Source organism: Thalassotalea mangrovi, assembly GCF_005116735.1.
GTDB lineage: Bacteria > Pseudomonadota > Gammaproteobacteria > Enterobacterales > Alteromonadaceae > Thalassotalea_A > Thalassotalea_A mangrovi.
This window is the reverse complement of record NZ_SWDB01000011.1, coordinates 1-17,339: the sequence shown is the minus strand read 5'-3', so window position 1 is coordinate 17,339 and position 17,339 is coordinate 1. Positions and strand designations below refer to the sequence as shown.

Annotated in this window: 16 protein-coding genes, 3 tRNA genes and 1 pseudogene; 5 read left to right on the top strand and 15 right to left on the bottom strand. The window is 45.1% G+C overall.

The features are described 5' to 3' along the window. Positions 1-33 precede the first annotated feature (33 nt). Genes ccoP through ccoN form a run of 4 tightly spaced genes read right to left on the bottom strand, consistent with a single transcriptional unit; the run spans position 34 to position 3,299 of the window. Positions 34-1,017 (bottom strand): cytochrome-c oxidase, cbb3-type subunit III, encoded by a 984-nt coding sequence (gene ccoP, locus E8M12_RS06155; RefSeq protein WP_136735222.1) that lies wholly within the window; start codon positions 1,015-1,017, stop codon positions 34-36. Beyond that, positions 1,010-1,189 (bottom strand): cbb3-type cytochrome oxidase subunit 3, encoded by a 180-nt coding sequence (locus tag E8M12_RS06150; RefSeq protein ID WP_136735221.1) that lies wholly within the window; start codon positions 1,187-1,189, stop codon positions 1,010-1,012. The genes ccoP and E8M12_RS06150 overlap by 8 nt, the downstream gene beginning before the upstream one ends. A gap of 2 nt (positions 1,190-1,191) precedes the next feature. Next, the gene (gene ccoO / locus E8M12_RS06145; RefSeq protein ID WP_136735220.1) at positions 1,192-1,860 is read right to left on the bottom strand and encodes a cytochrome-c oxidase, cbb3-type subunit II; all 669 of its coding nucleotides are present in this window, start codon (positions 1,858-1,860) and stop codon (positions 1,192-1,194) included. Between the two features lie 11 nt (positions 1,861-1,871). Then, positions 1,872-3,299, bottom strand: coding sequence for a cytochrome-c oxidase, cbb3-type subunit I (ccoN, locus tag E8M12_RS06140; protein WP_136735219.1), 1,428 nt, complete (start codon positions 3,297-3,299; stop codon positions 1,872-1,874). Positions 3,300-3,589: 290 nt separating this feature from the next. Between ccoN and E8M12_RS06135 the strand changes: the two genes are divergently transcribed. Next, positions 3,590-4,033: a hypothetical protein gene (locus E8M12_RS06135; RefSeq protein ID WP_136735218.1), complete on the top strand. Its 444-nt coding sequence runs from the start codon at positions 3,590-3,592 to the stop codon at positions 4,031-4,033. Positions 4,034-4,151: 118 nt separating this feature from the next. Here the strand turns inward: E8M12_RS06135 and E8M12_RS06130 are convergent, their stop codons facing one another. From E8M12_RS06130 to E8M12_RS06105, 6 genes are all read right to left on the bottom strand, one after another. Continuing rightward, positions 4,152-4,778, bottom strand: a complete 627-nt coding sequence (locus E8M12_RS06130) for a LysE family translocator (protein ID WP_136735217.1) — start codon at positions 4,776-4,778, stop codon at positions 4,152-4,154. Positions 4,779-4,850: 72 nt separating this feature from the next. Next, a complete protein-coding gene (locus E8M12_RS06125; protein ID WP_169303056.1) occupies positions 4,851-5,924 on the bottom strand; it encodes an energy transducer TonB in 1,074 nt (357 codons plus the stop codon). Positions 5,925-6,093: 169 nt separating this feature from the next. Further along, on the bottom strand, positions 6,094-7,170 hold the full coding sequence (locus E8M12_RS06120) for an energy transducer TonB (protein ID WP_169303055.1): 1,077 nt from the start codon (positions 7,168-7,170) through the stop codon (positions 6,094-6,096). Positions 7,171-7,306: 136 nt separating this feature from the next. After that, positions 7,307-7,383 (bottom strand) — tRNA-Asn (locus E8M12_RS06115). 38 nt (positions 7,384-7,421) lie between these two features. Next, positions 7,422-7,498, bottom strand: a tRNA-Asn gene (locus E8M12_RS06110). 50 nt (positions 7,499-7,548) lie between these two features. Then, positions 7,549-7,625, bottom strand: a tRNA-Asn gene (locus E8M12_RS06105). A 288-nt stretch (positions 7,626-7,913) separates the two neighbouring features. Here E8M12_RS06105 and E8M12_RS06100 point away from each other — a divergent pair. After that, on the top strand, positions 7,914-9,290 hold the full coding sequence (locus tag E8M12_RS06100; RefSeq protein ID WP_136735214.1) for an MATE family efflux transporter: 1,377 nt from the start codon (positions 7,914-7,916) through the stop codon (positions 9,288-9,290). Beyond that, the gene (gene uvrB / locus E8M12_RS06095) at positions 9,290-11,284 is read left to right on the top strand and encodes an excinuclease ABC subunit UvrB (protein WP_136735213.1); all 1,995 of its coding nucleotides are present in this window, start codon (positions 9,290-9,292) and stop codon (positions 11,282-11,284) included. Before E8M12_RS06100 ends, uvrB begins: the two co-directional genes overlap by 1 nt. Here uvrB and E8M12_RS06090 read toward each other — a convergent pair. The 3 genes from E8M12_RS06090 to E8M12_RS06080 all read right to left on the bottom strand — a co-directional run bounded on the left by E8M12_RS06090 (position 11,281) and on the right by E8M12_RS06080 (position 14,510). After that, entirely contained in the window at positions 11,281-11,487 is a 207-nt protein-coding gene (locus E8M12_RS06090; RefSeq protein ID WP_136735212.1) for a hypothetical protein, read from the bottom strand. The genes uvrB and E8M12_RS06090 overlap by 4 nt on opposite strands. Before the next feature lie 142 nt (positions 11,488-11,629). Next, on the bottom strand, positions 11,630-13,009 hold the full coding sequence (locus E8M12_RS06085; RefSeq protein WP_136735211.1) for a sigma-54-dependent transcriptional regulator: 1,380 nt from the start codon (positions 13,007-13,009) through the stop codon (positions 11,630-11,632). A 1-nt stretch (position 13,010) separates the two neighbouring features. Next, the gene (locus E8M12_RS06080; RefSeq protein WP_136735210.1) at positions 13,011-14,510 is read right to left on the bottom strand and encodes a sensor histidine kinase; all 1,500 of its coding nucleotides are present in this window, start codon (positions 14,508-14,510) and stop codon (positions 13,011-13,013) included. Positions 14,511-14,936: 426 nt separating this feature from the next. Here E8M12_RS06080 and E8M12_RS06075 point away from each other — a divergent pair, with 426 nt between their 5' ends. Continuing rightward, positions 14,937-15,545, top strand: coding sequence for a hypothetical protein (locus E8M12_RS06075; protein WP_169303054.1), 609 nt, complete (start codon positions 14,937-14,939; stop codon positions 15,543-15,545). Between the two features lie 83 nt (positions 15,546-15,628). On the opposite strand, the gene queC is transcribed toward E8M12_RS06075, so the two are convergent. Beyond that, complete coding sequence (gene queC / locus E8M12_RS06070) at positions 15,629-16,285, bottom strand: 7-cyano-7-deazaguanine synthase QueC (protein ID WP_136735208.1); 657 nt, start codon at positions 16,283-16,285, stop codon at positions 15,629-15,631. Between the two features lie 87 nt (positions 16,286-16,372). Here queC and queE point away from each other — a divergent pair, with 87 nt between their 5' ends. Then, complete coding sequence (gene queE / locus E8M12_RS06065) at positions 16,373-17,047, top strand: 7-carboxy-7-deazaguanine synthase QueE (RefSeq protein WP_246034035.1); 675 nt, start codon at positions 16,373-16,375, stop codon at positions 17,045-17,047. A gap of 44 nt (positions 17,048-17,091) precedes the next feature. Here queE and E8M12_RS16290 read toward each other — a convergent pair. Next, positions 17,092-17,339 (bottom strand): annotated as a pseudogene (locus E8M12_RS16290) (hypothetical protein); the annotation flags it as partial.

Sequence of the window (17,339 nt, the reverse complement as noted above, 5' to 3'; positions counted from 1 at the left end):
CAATACATTGTGCAGGGTTTCATTTAATTTAAATTATTCGTTGTCGGTTTTATCGGCAGACAAACTGTAAACGTAGGCAGAAACTACGCGAATTTTGTCTTCGCCTAGGAAGTCTTTCCAGGCAGGCATGACACCGGCACGACCATCACGAATACTGGCTTCAACTGCACGAGGAGAACCACCGTACAACCAGATGTCGTCATTCAGGCGAGGTGCACCAAGGGCAATTCCCATGGCGTGACTACCTTGACCTTCACTGCCGTGACACGCAGCACACATGGCAAACTTCTCTTTACCCGCATCGGCAAGCTCAGTATCAACATCCATGCCACTTAAGCTACGCACATAAGCCGCAACTTCTTTCACGCCTTGCTCACCACCTAGCATGGTTTTCCAGGCAATCATCCCTTGAGCTTTACGACCGTAAAGCAAGGTTTCTTCGATTTCCTCAGGGCTGCCGCCATATAACCAGTCATCGTCGGTCAGGTTAGGGAATCCGGTGGTGCCTTTACCGTCTGAACCGTGACATTGTGCACAGTTTTGTAAGAACAAACGCTGACCAATGCGTAGGGCTTCTTCGTTTTTCACCAGTTCACTGTATTCCTGCTTGGCAAGACCTTCAAAGATAGGTCCAAAGCGTTCCTGAGCCGAGTTCACCTCACGGTCATACTGGACTGCAAGACCGGCATCTTTGGCTGCCTGGGTCTGAGCCTTTGAGTCGGCAATACTGGTAATGCCCTGGTTAGAGCTTTTCCAACCAAAAATACCTTTAAAATTACCAAGGCCCGGGTAAAACGCCAGATAAACGAAACCCCAGATAATGGTAACCATGAAAAAGATACTCCACCATCTAGGTAGTGGGTTATTGAGTTCCTCGATGCCATCAAATTCATGGCCCATGGACTCGCCTTCTTTAACACCGGTAAAGTTAGTCAGGGTCCAACGCAGCAAGAAGATGCAGCCGATTAAAGTCCCTAAGGTAAGAACGGTGATCCATATACTCCAGAAGCTAGACATTCTTATTAGTCTCCTGTTTTTCTTTATTCACGTTATCGTCTTCGTCGAAGATGGAATTGGCAGCTTCGTCGAATGAAGTTTTACGTTTCTTGCCAAAAGCCCATACTACTATGATGATAAATAGTACGAAGATGATGACCGTAAATATGCCTCTTAAAGTGCCATAATCCATAATTACTTCAACGCGTGACCAAGTGATTGTAAATAAGCGATAAGGGCGTCCATTTCCGTCAGACTATCCTTACCAGTGATACTTTTTGTGGTGGCAAATTCAGCACCTGCATTGGCGATATCGTCGTCAGAGTACAGAGGAATAGGATTACCATTCTCGTCTTTGTGACTGCGATTTTTCGTTAATGCATTAAAAAGCTTCATTTTCTCCGCAGAAAGCTTGTTGGAGACAGGTGTTTCCGCTAACCATTTGTAAGACGGCATATTCGACTCTGGAACCACGGAACGTGGATCCATCAAATGCGCATAATGCCAGTCATTGGAGTAGCGACCGCCAACCCGGGCCAGATCAGGACCAGTTCGTTTCGAGCCCCATAAAAACGGGTGCTCCCAAACCGATTCACCGGCAACACTGTAGTGGCCATAACGTTCGGTTTCAGCACGCAGTGGGCGAATCATCTGTGAGTGGCAGTTGTTACAGCCTTCGCGGATGTATATATCACGACCTTCCATTTGCAGCGCGGTATACGGACGTAAACCGTCAACCGGTTGGGTGGTTTCTTTCTGGAAAAACAACGGGGTGATTTCAACCAGTCCACCAATACTGATGGCCATGATGGTTACAATAAAAAACCAGCCGACGTGTTGTTCTACTTTTTCATGTCTATTCATTGTTTCCGTCCTTAAGCCGTTACTGCATCACGCTGCATGCTTTCTTCTTTAGAGCCAATGGTCTTAAACATGTTGTAAGCCATAAGCAGGAAGCCAGCGACAACAAAACAACCACCAATAAAGCGCATGGTGTAGAAAGGATAGGAAGCCTGCAAGCTTTCCACGAAGCTGTAAGTTAACGTACCGTCAGTGTTTACTGCACGCCACATCAAACCTTGCATGACACCGGAAATCCACATCGCAACAATGTATAACACGATGCCTGTGGTGTGCATCCAGAAGTGCACGTTAATCAACTTAATCGAATACATTTTCGGCTTGTTGAATACTGCCGGGATCAGGTAGTACATTGAACCGATAGAGATCATAGCAACCCAGCCAAGAGCACCAGAGTGTACGTGACCAACGGTCCAGTCTGTGTAGTGAGACAGGGCATTTACCGACTTGATTGCCATCATTGGACCTTCAAAGGTAGACATACCGTAGAAAGACAGGGATACAATCAGGAAGCGTAGAATTGGGTCTGAACGCAGTTTGTCCCAGGCACCTGACAAGGTCATGATACCGTTGATCATGCCACCCCAGGAAGGTAAGAACAGAACCACTGACATTACCATACCTACAGACTGAGTCCAGTCAGGAAGTGCGGTGTAGTGCAAGTGGTGCGGACCGGCCCAGATGTATAGTGAGACCAACGCCCAGAAGTGCACGATGGATAAACGATAAGAATAAACAGGACGCTCTGCCTGCTTAGGAACGAAGTAGTACATCATTCCCAAAAAGCCCGCCGTCAACAGGAAGCCAACTGCGTTGTGGCCGTACCACCACTGCATCATTGCATCAATGGCTCCGGGATAAATCGAGTAAGATTTCGTCAGAGTTAACGGTAAAGCCATCGAGTTACCGATGTGTAATACGGCAACCGTAATGATAAACCCGCCGAAGAACCAGTTAGCCACGTAAATATGAGAGGTTTTACGTTTAACCAGGGTTCCGAAGAAACAGATTGCGTAGGAGACCCACACCAGAGCGATCAGAATGTCGATTGGCCATTCAAGCTCTGCATACTCTTTTGAAGAGGTAATACCTAAAGGCAAGGTAATTGCTGCGGCAACGATAACCGCCTGCCAGCCCCAGAAGGTGAATGGGACCAGGGCACCGCCGAACAAGGTTGTTTTACAGGTGCGCTGAACCACGTAGTACGAGGTAGCGAATAGGGCGCTGGTACCAAACGCGAAGATCACTGCATTGGTATGCAGAGGACGAAGACGAGAGTATGTAAGCCAGGGTGTTTCGAAGTTAAGGGCTGGCCAGATCAACTGGGCAGCGATTAACACACCGACAAATGTGCCAACAATACCCCAAATTACAGTCATTACAGTAAATTGACGTACAACTTTGTAGTTGTAATCGATTTCTGTCGTAGTGCTTTGACTCATATTAAAGGTTCCACATTTATAATTATAAAGTTGATGTGAGTATTTATCTTTTCATTGCTCAGACCGATGCAAGAACGATCATTAAAATTTTGCTTCTAATAGTTATAGTTCAAAACCACAACAATACATAGATAGCAAATTTTCCGGTGCGAATGATAAAGCCTGCAATGTAAGATGTCATCAATTGAGGTCTAAAAAACTGACCTAGATCAAAATTTTTCTCAAATTACTGGGTTTTTCTATATAAACGATGGATAATTCACCGCAAACGAAGGACTTAAACTATTATTATGCGTATTTTTTACACAGTTCTTTTTGTCGCTATCCTTTGTGTCATTGCCACTCTAAACTTTTCTGAACAAGCGCAACTTGATCCAGGTCAAGACGGCGTACCCTTTTGTAATTTTCAAGAAGAACCATGTCGTTACAATGCTAGCTGGGGACAGGTCAACCTGACATCATCGACTAACAAGGTCGTATCTGAAACAGAATTTCAATTGTTCCTTGATGCCATACCGGGGGCTGATTTTGAAATAAAAAGTGCGTTTTTGCAGGGGCGGGATATGTACATGGGTAAAATCCCAGTTTTCTTTAACTCTCAAAATGAAAGTTACCGAGCTGATATCATGCTTGGCGCTTGCACTGAATCACAAATGGTATGGCGATTGAATATCAATGTAATGATAAAGCAGGCACCACAGACCCTATTGTTTGATTTCGTAAGTTACCAGTAATCAACGGCCTGTAAGACCAATTCCATTAAGTTTTAGCACAAGTCAGCGTTAGGGCAGAGGTCCATTTGCAACATAGATTTCATTGATATCGTCAATCAATATTAATGAAATCTTAGTATTAAAACGTATCGACGAGCAACCAGATTGCTACCGCAAACATTAATAATGCGGAAATTCGATTGACTCGTTTGACATTGCGGCCATTGGATAACAACAGGCCCAGGGTTTTCCCGCCGGTAGCATATATCATCATGCAGATAAATTCTGAACACAGGATAATCATCACTAAGCTAATCAATTGAAGCCAGAAAGAATGTTCAGCACTGATAAAGGGCGGAAGCAGGGAAATCATAAACGCCCAACCTTTCGGGTTGGCGATTGCGGTAAGCAGGCCCTGGCTGAATAGGGTAACGCGCGATGTGTCGGTTTTTTGCTGAATGTCCAGTGACACCGCCATATTACCCTTTGAGCGCCACATCTGTATTGCTATGTAGGTCAGGTAAGCACCACCTAATAGTTTCAGCAGGGTACATAAAAGAGGGAATTGCAGCATGATCGCTGCGACGCCGAGCACTGCAGCAATTGCTACAATCGCCACACCCAGCAGCTCGCCAATCATCATGTACATGGTTCGCCTGACACCGACACTCATGCCTAAGGTAAGGGCGAGTGTCATACACATACCTGGGGAAATGCTGACCAGAAAAAATGTCGGAATAAAGAGAAAAAGTACCGAGGCGTCCATTGAAGTTATTTGTTGGAGTTTTTGTGGCGCTATTGTAATGAAATAGCGCCACTAGTCATAGTGTTAAAGCCATTAACTGTTGGCAAATTCAACTAGGGTAAATTGTGCGGACTTTTCAGATTTAAAATAAAGCACACAGTCGCGCCATTTTCTCGGGATTTTCCATTCGCTGTTTTCATCAATGTTGATCAGGCGGCGAGTGTTATCACAGCGAATATCGAGATGTTTCAGTTTTCCCTGGAGGTCCGTTATCGCAAAATGGTTTCTGGCAAGGTGGTGCTGCCAGATCCCCAGCTTATTTGTTTTTGCCTCTACAACTAAATCAATTTCCGAATTTATATGCTGATTTAATTGTTCCCTTGTCGAAGCCATTGTTGATTGTTCAACCCCGCTGCTTTTATCTGCCTCTATGTCGTTCAACAAAGCCAGCGCTTCAGCAAGCTTGTGGTCTTCGGCCAGCAATTTTACTTTTTCCATCGCCAGGTCCGCCCACAGATCTGGAAAGGTATCGATGATTGATATCAACGCTACGTTTTTCAGGGTAGTGTGATAAAGCTCGGTATCCTTGATCTGAGATGCATAATTCAGTGTGTAGACATCAGCGAAGTCCTTTTCCCCATACATGCGAAAACTCAGATCGTTAATTTGCTCGTATATTTCGTCCATTCCATCACGGTCTTTTGCGGCGATGAACTCTAATCCCTGCATATAGTATTCATAGACTTTTTCCCGAATGTTTTTATCGCGAGCAAACTTAAACGTTAACCGCACATTGTGAATGTTGGATTGCACAGGCTGGTTAAACTCTAGTGCAGGTTTGTACTTCCATGAGTTGACCGCTTTTATGGCCGCTTTAACAAACTGAACGCCACCACTATCATTAGTCACCAATACGTTACTGACTGAGCCATCTTTTTCTATCGTGAATGTTAATTCGGCCCAACCTTCTTTTTGCTTTCTGGCATAGTAGGCCGGATAAATGGGACCTGCTCGCGCATGAAGTTTAGCTGGTTGGAAATCCGGTGCAGTTTCAGTTTCCTTGTCGGTTATCAATTTCGGAATGACTATTTCTGGAACAGGAAGCTCGCTCTTTGCAGTTGCGAACCCTGGCAATAAAAACAGCATTGTGAGAATGAGTCTGGCCATAAGGTGCATTAAGTTTGTTCTTATCAATATCGGAGTAAGCTTTAACTAGATCGAAATCAAATAGGTATTAGCTACGAACTGCTTATTTTTTAACGTCTACAGTCATCAGGTGTTGTTTAGAGGCAAAGGATCGGCAACGCGCCGAATCCTTCGCGTGTATTTATTTCTGTTAGTCTGAGGACGCTACTGCATTTTCATCATTTCTAAGGGATGGATATTCAACTAACTCGAAACTTGCATCGGTATCGCCGGAAATGTAAACCTGACAATTTTTCCATTCCAGAGGTAATTTCCAAAGAGTCGTTTCATTAACCTCGTATAGTCTTCTTTTGTTGTCACATCGAACATCAACACTTTCGAGATCGCCTTGCACCCGATTGATGGCAAAGCTTTTTCTGGTCAGGTTGTGGTGCCAGTGGCCGAGGCTTCCTACTTTTCCCTGTATAACCAGGTGGGAGTCGGATTTTTGAAAGCCAATCAGGTTGTTTTTGAACTCAGTCAATTCGAGCGGCGTAAACGTTTCCTGTGTATCGTCGAGTAATAAATTCACCAACTCCAGCGCATCTGCGATTTTTTGCTGTTTTGCGTATAAGTTCGCTTTGTTCATGGCCAGCTTTGGCCAGATATCAGGGACAACATTTTTCAGGGTTTTTAAATCGAGTTGCGCCAGATAGCTCTGAGCCAGAGTTTCATCCTGAATGCTAGAGGCATGATAAAACTTTAATAAGGTCAGAGCTTCACGTTCGTTAACTATGTTGGTTGTGTAAGCATCAAGTTCACCCTGTAACCTGGCAATGTCTTCAGTATTGCCACTAGTCAGAATATCGATGGACTTGTTGTAAAAGCGCGAAAATTTTTCCGGATTACCATTACCGATTTTAAAGTCGAGACGAACGCTATGTAAGCAACTCTGCACGGGCTTACCATTCTCCATCGCCGGAGAATACTGCCATTTAGATACGGCCTTGGTAGCTTCCTTAATAAACGTCCGGCTCCCCGAGTAGTTAGTGGGGATAATGTTTGACACCTTGCCATCGGGCTCTACCGTGTATGTCATTTCTACCCTGCCGGATTGACCTCGGCGTGCAGCCGCTTTTGGGTATTTTGGATGCTCTCTGTTAAGTACCTCGGCGGAAACGAAGGACGTTAGTGTTTGGGCGACGTTGTCAGTATTTCGATGTTCTTCGGCGTGAACGTAGGTGGCAGCGACCAACAGCGGGATTAATGTAGAGAGCTTTCCTGGCACAATGATTTCCTTATCTAAGTGTTATTTTATTCTGGCTTAGAACAAAGATATCGTAGAGTGCAAGGAAAAGAAAGACGAGCTATAAAAAGACATCGCCGGAAAGTAAAAAACCCGCGTAAAGCGGGTCTTTTAAAAGTGGCTCCCCTGGTCTGATTTGAACAGACGACACATGGATTAACAGTCCACCGCTCTAACCAACTGAGCTACAGGGGAATTACAAATTGTCTGCAGTAGCGTACTACTTGCGAAAGTGGCTCCCCTGGTCTGATTTGAACAGACGACACATGGATTAACAGTCCACCGCTCTAACCAACTGAGCTACAGGGGAATAATACTTTGTTATCAACCGCTTAACTAGAAGCCATTGAATTATAAATTTGGCTCCCCTGGTCTGATTTGAACAGACGACACATGGATTAACAGTCCACCGCTCTAACCAACTGAGCTACAGGGGAATTACATTGTTCGCGTCTCGCTAACGGGGCGGAATATTATCTATCTGAAACTTACCTGTCAACAATAAAAATGATAATAAATTTAAATGTTGAATTGTTTGCTGATTTTGCGAACAAATCGCATTACAAATAAACAAGGTGGCTCATATAATCACCAGAAGTTATGCCAATCGTTTAATCGGCAAGTCAACGGTGCCAATCAAGGCTCATGATTAAATGTCGCTGGCAACATTTAAGTCTATCTTTTACAATACGCTCCTTTCATTTCTATATAAAATCCGCCAGTTAATGACGCTAACGAAAAGCAAGAAAAAACAGGATCTACTCAACGAACCAGTGAGTCTTACCCTGAAAAATATGACCATCCCGATGATTATGGGCATGGTATTGCTGATGACTTTTAACCTGGTGGACACGTTCTTCGTCGGTTTGTTAGGAACACAACCCCTGGCGGCAATCAGTTTTACCTTTCCGATAACCTTTACGGTGATTAGTTTAGCCATTGGCCTGGGGATCGGGACCTCTGCTGTCATTGCTAAAACCCTGGGCCGTGGGGATGTTGAATCTGCCCGGGACAGTGCCACGGTAGCGATGATAATGACCGCCATTATTGTCGTCTTGGTATCCATGTTGGGGCTGGCGTTTTCTGAACAAATTTTTACCCTGCTCGGTGCGAAACAGAGTTTATTGCCCCTGATTCATGACTATATGGATTTATGGTTCCTGGGTAGTATTGGCCTGATTGGGCCGATGACCGGTAATGCCATTCTGCGTGCTTCCGGTGATACGGTGACACCGAGTTATGTGATGGGGGGAGCAGGGTTAATCAATGCGGTTCTTGATCCGATTCTTATCTTTGGTTTGGGGCCGATTCCTGCAATGGGTATCAAAGGGGCAGCTATTGCGACGCTGTTTTCCTGGGCATTTGGCCTGATTGTTATCCTCTATATATTAGGCGTACGCCGGCAGATGATTCACCTTAAGCTGCCACAACTGCTTATATTGAAAAAGTGTACCAGGGAAATCCTCCATATTGGCTTACCAGCGGCAGGGGCTAATATGCTAACCCCGATTGCCGCTGCAGTGATGACAGCAATCGTTGCGTCTTATGGTGAAGCGGCCGTAGCCGCCTTTGGGGTAGGCTCAAGAATTGAATCCATAGCCTGCCTCGTAGTTTTGGCATTATCAATGACCTTGCCGCCGTTCATCAGCCAGAATTTTGGCGCTGGTAAGATGGAAAGAGTGGAAGAGGCCTATAAAACATCGACTAAATTCGTACTAATCTGGCAGGTTGGTGTATACGTGCTGATGGCGTTGCTAGCACCTTTTATCGCGGCAGCCTTCGCAAAAGAACAAACTGTGGCGGATATCATCAAACTGTTTATATACATTCTGCCCCTTGGTTATGGTTTGCAGGGCATTATCATTCTGACCAATTCGTCCTTCAATGCGCTGCATAAACCAATGGCGGCTCTGGCATTGAGCATTATTCGACTATTTGTATTTTACGTACCACTTGCGTATCTTGGCAGTCTGATGTTCGATCTGATGGGGTTGTTTGCCGGAGCATTGCTGGGCAATCTGTTGATGGCTTTACTGTCGTATCATTTATTTACCAGGCAGTTTATCGAACCTGAGTGTATGACTGAGAGCAAGCCTTCCTGATGAGTAAAGATTTAAAAATTATTTCTGACTATACGCCAAGCGGTGATCAACCGACTGCCATTGCCCAATTGCTGGATGGTCTTGATGCCGGACTGGCGCACCAGACACTACTCGGTGTCACTGGCTCAGGGAAAACCTTTACCGTTGCCAATGTTATTGAGGCCCAGAATCGTCCGACCATGATTCTGGCTCCGAATAAGACGCTGGCAGCGCAGCTTTATGGCGAAATGAAGGAGTTTTTTCCGGAGAATGCGGTCGAGTATTTTGTTTCTTATTATGATTACTACCAACCGGAAGCCTACGTACCGACGACCGATACGTTCATCGAAAAAGATGCTTCGATAAACGATCATATTGAACAAATGCGCCTGTCAGCCACTAAAGCTCTGATGGAACGCCGTGACGTCATCATTATTGCATCGGTTTCTGCGATATATGGATTGGGTGATCCAGACTCGTATTTAAAAATGATGTTGCACTTACGACAGGGCGATATTATTAATCAACGGGATATCCTGCGACGTCTAGCGGAACTGCAATACACCCGCAATGATGTTGCCTTTCAACGGGCAACGTATCGGGTTCGCGGTGATGTTATTGATATTTTCCCGGCGGAATCAGACCGAATTGCACTGCGGGTTGAACTGTTTGATGAGGAAGTTGAGCGTATCAGTCAGTTTGATCCACTTACCGGACAAGTTGAGCGGATCCTGCCCAGGGTAACCGTCTATCCGAAAACCCACTATGCCACGCCACGAGAGCGCATTCTTGATGCAGTCGAGAAAATCAAAGTGGAATTAAAAGAGCGGGCAGAGCAGTTAAAAGCCAATAACCGCCTGGTGGAAGAGCAACGCATTGTACAGCGCACCCAGTTTGATATCGAAATGATGACGGAAATTGGTTACTGCTCTGGTATTGAAAATTATTCTCGCTATCTGTCCGGGCGCGAACCGGGCGAAGCACCTCCGACGTTATTCGATTATCTTCCTGATGACGGTTTGCTGATTATCGACGAATCCCACGTTACCGTGCCGCAACTCGGAGCCATGTATAAAGGTGACCGATCACGGAAAGAAAACCTGGTGGAATATGGTTTTCGCTTACCGTCTGCGCTCGACAACCGGCCAATGAAATTCGAAGAATTTACGGCCCTTGCACCGCAAACCATCTACGTGTCGGCGACGCCATCTCAATATGAACTTGAACAATCTGGCGGCGAAGTCGCGGAGCAGGTTGTACGTCCTACCGGCTTATTAGATCCAACTATCGAAGTGCGACCCGTTGATACCCAGGTAGATGATTTGTTGTCGGAAATTCGTAAGCGAGTCGAAGTCAACGAACGGGTCCTGGCAACTACGCTGACCAAACGTATGGCTGAAGATTTAACCGAGTATCTGTCCGAACATGGTGTTAAAACCCGTTATCTGCATTCTGATGTTGATACCGTAGAGCGTATGGAAATTATCCGTGACCTGCGTTTGGGTAAATTTGATGTCTTGATTGGCATCAACTTACTGCGTGAGGGGCTGGACATGCCGGAAGTTTCTCTGGTAGCTATCCTCGATGCCGATAAAGAAGGTTTTTTGCGCTCTGATCGTTCACTGATACAAACCATCGGCCGCGCTGCACGTAACCTTAATGGGCGTGCGATTCTTTACGCCGATAAGATTACTGGTTCAATGAAGCGGGCTATTGATGAAACTGAGCGCCGTCGTGCCAAGCAACAGGCATATAACGAAGAGCACAATATCACTCCGAAAGGCCTGGTAAAGCGTATCACCGACGTAATGGGTGTTGACTCAGGGGTTGAAGGCAGACAAAAAGTCGCAGAGCCTAAGGCCGAGACACCCATATTATCGACTGCGGAAATTGATTCGAAGGTGGCAGAACTGGAGAACGAGATGTTCGAACACGCCCGTAATCTGGAGTTTGAAAAAGCAGCAGCCGTTAGGGATGAAATCGCTAAACTCAGAGAGATGCAACTACGCAGCTAAACGCGGGACGTATAAAAGCTGATGATTTCCGCGACGTCTTCGCTATTACATCGAGGCAATTTGGAGATGTCTTCAATGATTTTGTCCTGGATGTCGACGGGAAACAGCATCAGCTGTTCCAGGTACAGATGTGCTTTAAGTTCATCTTTCTCGATGATCATATGAGCCAAATGCTCAGCCTGATGACGCCAAAGGGAACCCATAACAACCTCTCTAAACCCTCCGTCCATTTCTTAATTTTAGGTGAAAAACAAATATCTGGTTACTTTATTAGGGATTAATTGAATGGAATTACGTCCAGATTGACAATGAGTTTATGGATGGCGATTGCACCTTTAATTTAACTTATTTATTTAAATCATATTTTTCCAGTCGGTACAGGAATGCTTTGTACGGCAACTGCAGGTATTTTGCCGCTTTGGTGCGATTTCCCTGATGTCGCTGCAGGCTCTGAGCCAGTGCATGCCGCTCAAATGTCTCCCAGGAAAAACCCTGCTCCGGCCATTCCACAGCGGGTAACTCATTGTTGTTATCGCTTATTGGGGACTGGGTATTTAGCAGAAGTTCCTGTTCATCATTGAGCAATACTAAACGCTCAATGCGATTAGACAATTCCCGGACATTACCCGGCCAGTGGTAGTCGAGCAAGGTCCGCAGGGCTTGTTCAGAAAGTGCCATGGGTTGACGTTGATGGCGTTTACTGTGCAATTTTAAAAAGTGTTCGCACAAAAAGGGAATGTCTTGCTGTCGTTGCCGTAAAGCCGGCATTTCAATGGGAATAATATTGAGGCGATAAAATAAATCCTCGCGAAATTCTCCTCTGGCTACCATTGCCTCGAGATTTTTATGAGTCGCAGCGATAACACGAACATCCAGGCTTTTTTCTTCATGGCTGCCTAAACGTTGTATCGTTCCTTCCTGTAAAAACCTTAATACCTTTACCTGTAGAGGAGCGGATAGTTCGGCAATTTCATCAAGAAACAAGGTACCATGATTAGCAGCTTCCAGTTTGCCTATTTTATCCTGATTGGCGCCAGTGTAGGCGCCTTTCATTGCACCGAATAATTCGGCTTCAGCCAGGGATTCAGGAATAGCTCCACAATTAATCGCGACAAAGTTTTGGTTAACCCGTTGCGAGTTATGATGCAAGGCACGGGCGGCGAGTTCCTTACCAGTGCCGCTTTCACCGAGAATCAGAATCGTCGCATCGGTTGCGCTCACTTGAGCGATTCGGTTGTATACGGTTTGCATGCATGGTGCCTGACCAACCAAATCAACTAGCTGGCTTCGTTCACTTAACTGTTCGCTAAGTAACTGGTTTTGTTGTCTCAGATCCCTGGCTTTTAACGCTTTATCTAGGGTTAACAGCAATTCCTGACGTTGAAAAGGCTTAGCCAGATAATCATCAGCGCCGCGTTGCATGGCTTCAACGGCATGACTGATGGTACCGTGGGCGGTGGCAATAATGACTGCCATATCCTTGTCGATCTGCGGTTGTTGTTCACTGCGGATAAAATTCAGCAGGTCAATGCCTGACAGATTACCGAGTTTCCAGTCAGAAAACACCAGGTCGACCGGATGTTGTTTGAGTAGCACAATGGCCTGCTCAACACAATCAGCGGAAATTACCTGAAAATTTGACGCTTTGAGCAAGCCACAGATCAAATCCCGTTGCTCAGCTTCATCTTCAACTACCAGAATTTGTATTGGTTTTATTTCTGCCATATTAGCCTCTTGGAAACAGGGTAATGGTTGCCCGGCATCCGCATTCGGTATTCTCTAACGTTAAGTCGCCCTGATAGTGGAGTTTAACCAGGCGCTGGGCAATGTATAATCCCATACCAGCCCCCTCTGCCTTGTCAGTCGTATGTGGTTTGAATAAATCTTTCTCGATATTTTTTTCCATACCACCGCCTTGATCTTCGACCTCAATTATCACCTGCGAATCATCAGCGGGTAAGATCCTGACATCGATGGTTTGTTTCGCTTCGCTGGCGTCACAGGCATTGATAATTACCGTATGCAAAATTGCCCGTAACTCGGATTCATTGGCCAGCAATGTGAGCGATTCTTTATCCTGAAGTTTAATTTTTAAATTTTTTGTATCCGCAGCTTTGTATTCCAGAATAATATCCTGTACAACGGCGCCAACAGGTACCGTGTCCGGGTCCTGCAACTGCTGGCTGGTAAGTTGCAGCATGGCATTAATGGTACGATTGATATGACGGATTTTATTTTCGATGGTTAATGTGACGGCTTCACGCTCCTGTGCATTGCTGGCTTTTAATTGCTCGAGCGCCAGGCCTATGGTGTGTATGGGATTACGAAGTGCATGAGCTAAGCCTTTACTGACTTCGCCAAGCTCTGCTAACTGCTTGTTCTGCTGATAATGTTGTTCGTTAATTGACAGTTGCTCGAGTTTGGCCTGGGTATCATTAAAGTGGCGGATAGTTTGTCTAAGTTCAAAAACGCCTTGCTCTTCGACCTGATGGCAATAATCACCTGTTGCAATCTGTGAGAAGCCTTTGCTTAAGGCCTTTAAAGGCTTACTGAATTTATGACTGAGCCAGTAAGCGAAAATTAAAGCTGCAAGGCTGCTAAAAATCAGCGCATAAATTATCTGTTTAACCAGGCTATTGTTGTTGTCGCGCGAGAATGAAAAACCACGTGTACTGGTAGCCACATGAGCGATACCTGAGTCGGTCCAGTCGATGCTGTGCAGCTCCTGATATTCGATATCCGGTTGTTGGTGCAATCGCTCCGTTATGGTTTTAAGTTCATCCAGGAGAAGCGTTTTTACTTCTTGGTTACTGACTATTTTTAAGGTGTTTGCCCCTGGTACTCCAGGTAGTTTCTCTATATCCACTTCGACGATGGAATCGCCAGATGAGATGTTATCTGCAGATTCAGGTTTAACCACAATAAATTCATTGATGTCGTTTGTGTTGTTATTAACATGACTGTCTTTGCCGTCGAGGTGCCTTGCCTGATCACGAATTACATATTTGTATGACTTAGTGTCTCCGGCTTCGGTTTTAAACTCAAAGGTTTCATCCGCTACCTGTTCCGCTGCGAGCTTAATCACTTTTTCGCTGATCACTCTGGCTTTGCTGTCAACCTGCTGGGCAAATTGCTTTTGCAGATAATCCACGAGGAAAAGCTGACTGCTGGTCAGTAACGCAATTAAGGCGCCAATAAGCAGGAATAAATAGGTTCTAATCGACATAGCTCTTAGTGTTGTGATCCTTGACTCATTATTATCTTACAACGATGATGCCAGCTCAGAAAGTGATTTAATTAATAATTAAAACAATGAGTTACTAGATTGAAGGAAAGGAGGGCTGCAACAGTAGATGAAAAATTCCTGATATCGGGATATTGCATTACCGATATCGGCAATCGTGACAATTGGTTGGTCTGTTTGCTGAGAAATAATTCATCAGTGTGGATTTTTGCCGACTTGGCTCAATTAGCGTCAGAGCTTAGTTTGACGCGCTTGAACGACTCGACAAATGAAATCGCAAAGCAATTTATTAATGTTGGCGCTGAAATTGCTGTAAATGATTTGCGGGGAAAATTCCTCATTAAAACTAATGTTGGCAACCTGAGACGTTGTCGGTATGCTAAATCGATAAAAAATATGGAGTTAACAATGAACGTTATGAAACAAAACCTTTTATCCAGTGTCGTGTGCGGTGGTTTAATTGCTTTCGCCGCGGCACCTTTGATGGTATCTGCTCAGAGCAAAGATGTTGAACAGGAAATTGAAATCATCAAGGAAGGCAGTGGTGATGCGAATGTCACAGTGACCGAAAATGGCAATACTACAAGCTTAACGCTGAGTGACGAGGCGTTAAAGGATAAAGCCGTGTTAGAACAGGAATTGGCAAATTTACCGGAAGAAACACGAAATATGGTGATGAAAGCTTTGGGCAATGTTGCTGTTATTGGGGATGCTAATGCTCACGTTCTGCACCTGAAAGGCGATCATAATGAAAATACATTTGAATGGAGCTCCGAGGATGAGGGCGTTAAAAAAGTGATTGTGGTGGATACCATCAGTGAAACTGGAGGTGAAAATAACGACATTAAAATCATCAAAAAAATGGTTCACGCCGATGGTGATGCCGGCCACCCGGTCTTTATTTCTGCCAATGGCGAGGGTGGGGCTGCCAAAGCCATTGTGCACTTGCTGGAAAAAGCAGAGTTGAGCCCTGAAGAGTTGGATCAAATTCAGCAGGCTCTGGATGCTAAACGCTAAACCTATTCTTAGAAACTGAAGAAATTAAGAGGGTAGAAGGTGGCCTTAATGTTTCCACCTTCCACCTTACACTTGGGATGCTCTTATTCGTACTCGAGAGGATCCGTCGCGTCATTCTTTTCGAAGGCTTCTAAGCGCTCCTGACAGGCACCACACTTGCCGCAGGCTTTTTCTCGGCCGTTATAACAGGTCCAGGTTTTAGAATAATCCAGTCCCATTTGCAAACCATCGGTGAGAATATCGATTTTAGATACCGTCAGGTATGGAGAGTAAATTTCCACCGGCTCATAATTAGCAATTTTGCACACTTCGTTCATCTTTAATACGAATTCTGGGCGACAGTCCGGGTAAATGGCATGATCGCCTGAATGAGCGCCGTAGTAGACTTGTCCGGCACCTTTAGAAACCGCATATCCGACTGCCAGTGATAGCAAAATCATATTGCGATTCGGTACCACGGTAGACTTCATGCTCTGTTCTTCGTAGTGACCTTCAGGAATATCAATATCATCAGTTAGCGACGATCCCGCTAGCAGTTGATTGATGCTGGTGATATCAATCACTTTGTGTTCAATTCCTAATTCGCGACAAACGTTTGCGGCGTATTCCAGTTCTTTTACATGACGCTGACCATAGTCAAACGAAAGGGCAAATACTTCTTTGTTATCCCGAACCGCGCGATTCAGGACGGTGAATGAATCCATGCCACCGGAATAAATTACCACAACTTTTTCTGTCATATTTTCAGCCATTTATTAACTTGCTTGGGGTATAATACCAAATAGCCTTAATTTTACTTGATAATCTTGTATCGCTAAAGAAGATTTATGATGAGCCAGTACAAAATTAACGAAATGTTCGAGACCATTCAGGGGGAAGGGTCATTCACCGGACAACCCTCTATTTTTATTCGTCTGCAAGGGTGTCCAGTTGGTTGCTCGTGGTGCGATACCAAGCATACCTGGGAAATCGATCCGGAGCGCGAAGTTGGTACTGCAGTCATGTTGGCAAAATCCGCTGAGACCGATGAGTGGGCCGATGTCAGTATCGCCGATATCCTGCAAACCATTAATGACAATGGCTGGCAGGCGAAGCACATCGTGTTGACCGGAGGAGAACCCTGCATGGTTGATCTTGAGCCATTGTGCCTGGTACTGGAAGAAAATGGCTATTCAACCCAGGTGGAAACGTCAGGCACTTTCGAAGTGCTGGTGAGCCCAGATTGTTGGGTGACGGTATCACCAAAAGTGAATATGCGCGGCGGCTACAAAGTACTGAGTTCTGCCATGCATCGTGCCGATGAAATCAAGCACCCAGTAGCAACCGAACAGCACATTGATGATTTAAAAGCATTACTTCAGGAACATCAAATAACCGACACGCCGGTATATTTGCAGCCTATCAGCCAAAAAGACCGAGCCACTAAATTGGCTATCGACACGTGTATTGCTAACAACTGGCGCCTGTCGATTCAGGTTCATAAATATATTGGCATTGAATAAGCATGTAAAATCAAGGGGTCAGAGTCTGTAGGATCCCCACAAATTTATAACGCTTCATAGCCGAGTCCTTCGCTCTGGTTTTGAAGCGTTTTTATTGCATTCATTGTATCTTTTACCGTTATCCTAAACAGCCTGTCCTGGGCGACTCGTTGTCCAATGAACGGTAACGATAATACGTTGTGACTTTTGGTCGTATTTGCCTGATATTGCCGATGTTTGTTGGCATTTATCGCAACTGAACCAAGTATCATCAACAACCAGTGGGTTAATGTTGTCAGCAGTATCAGTATGG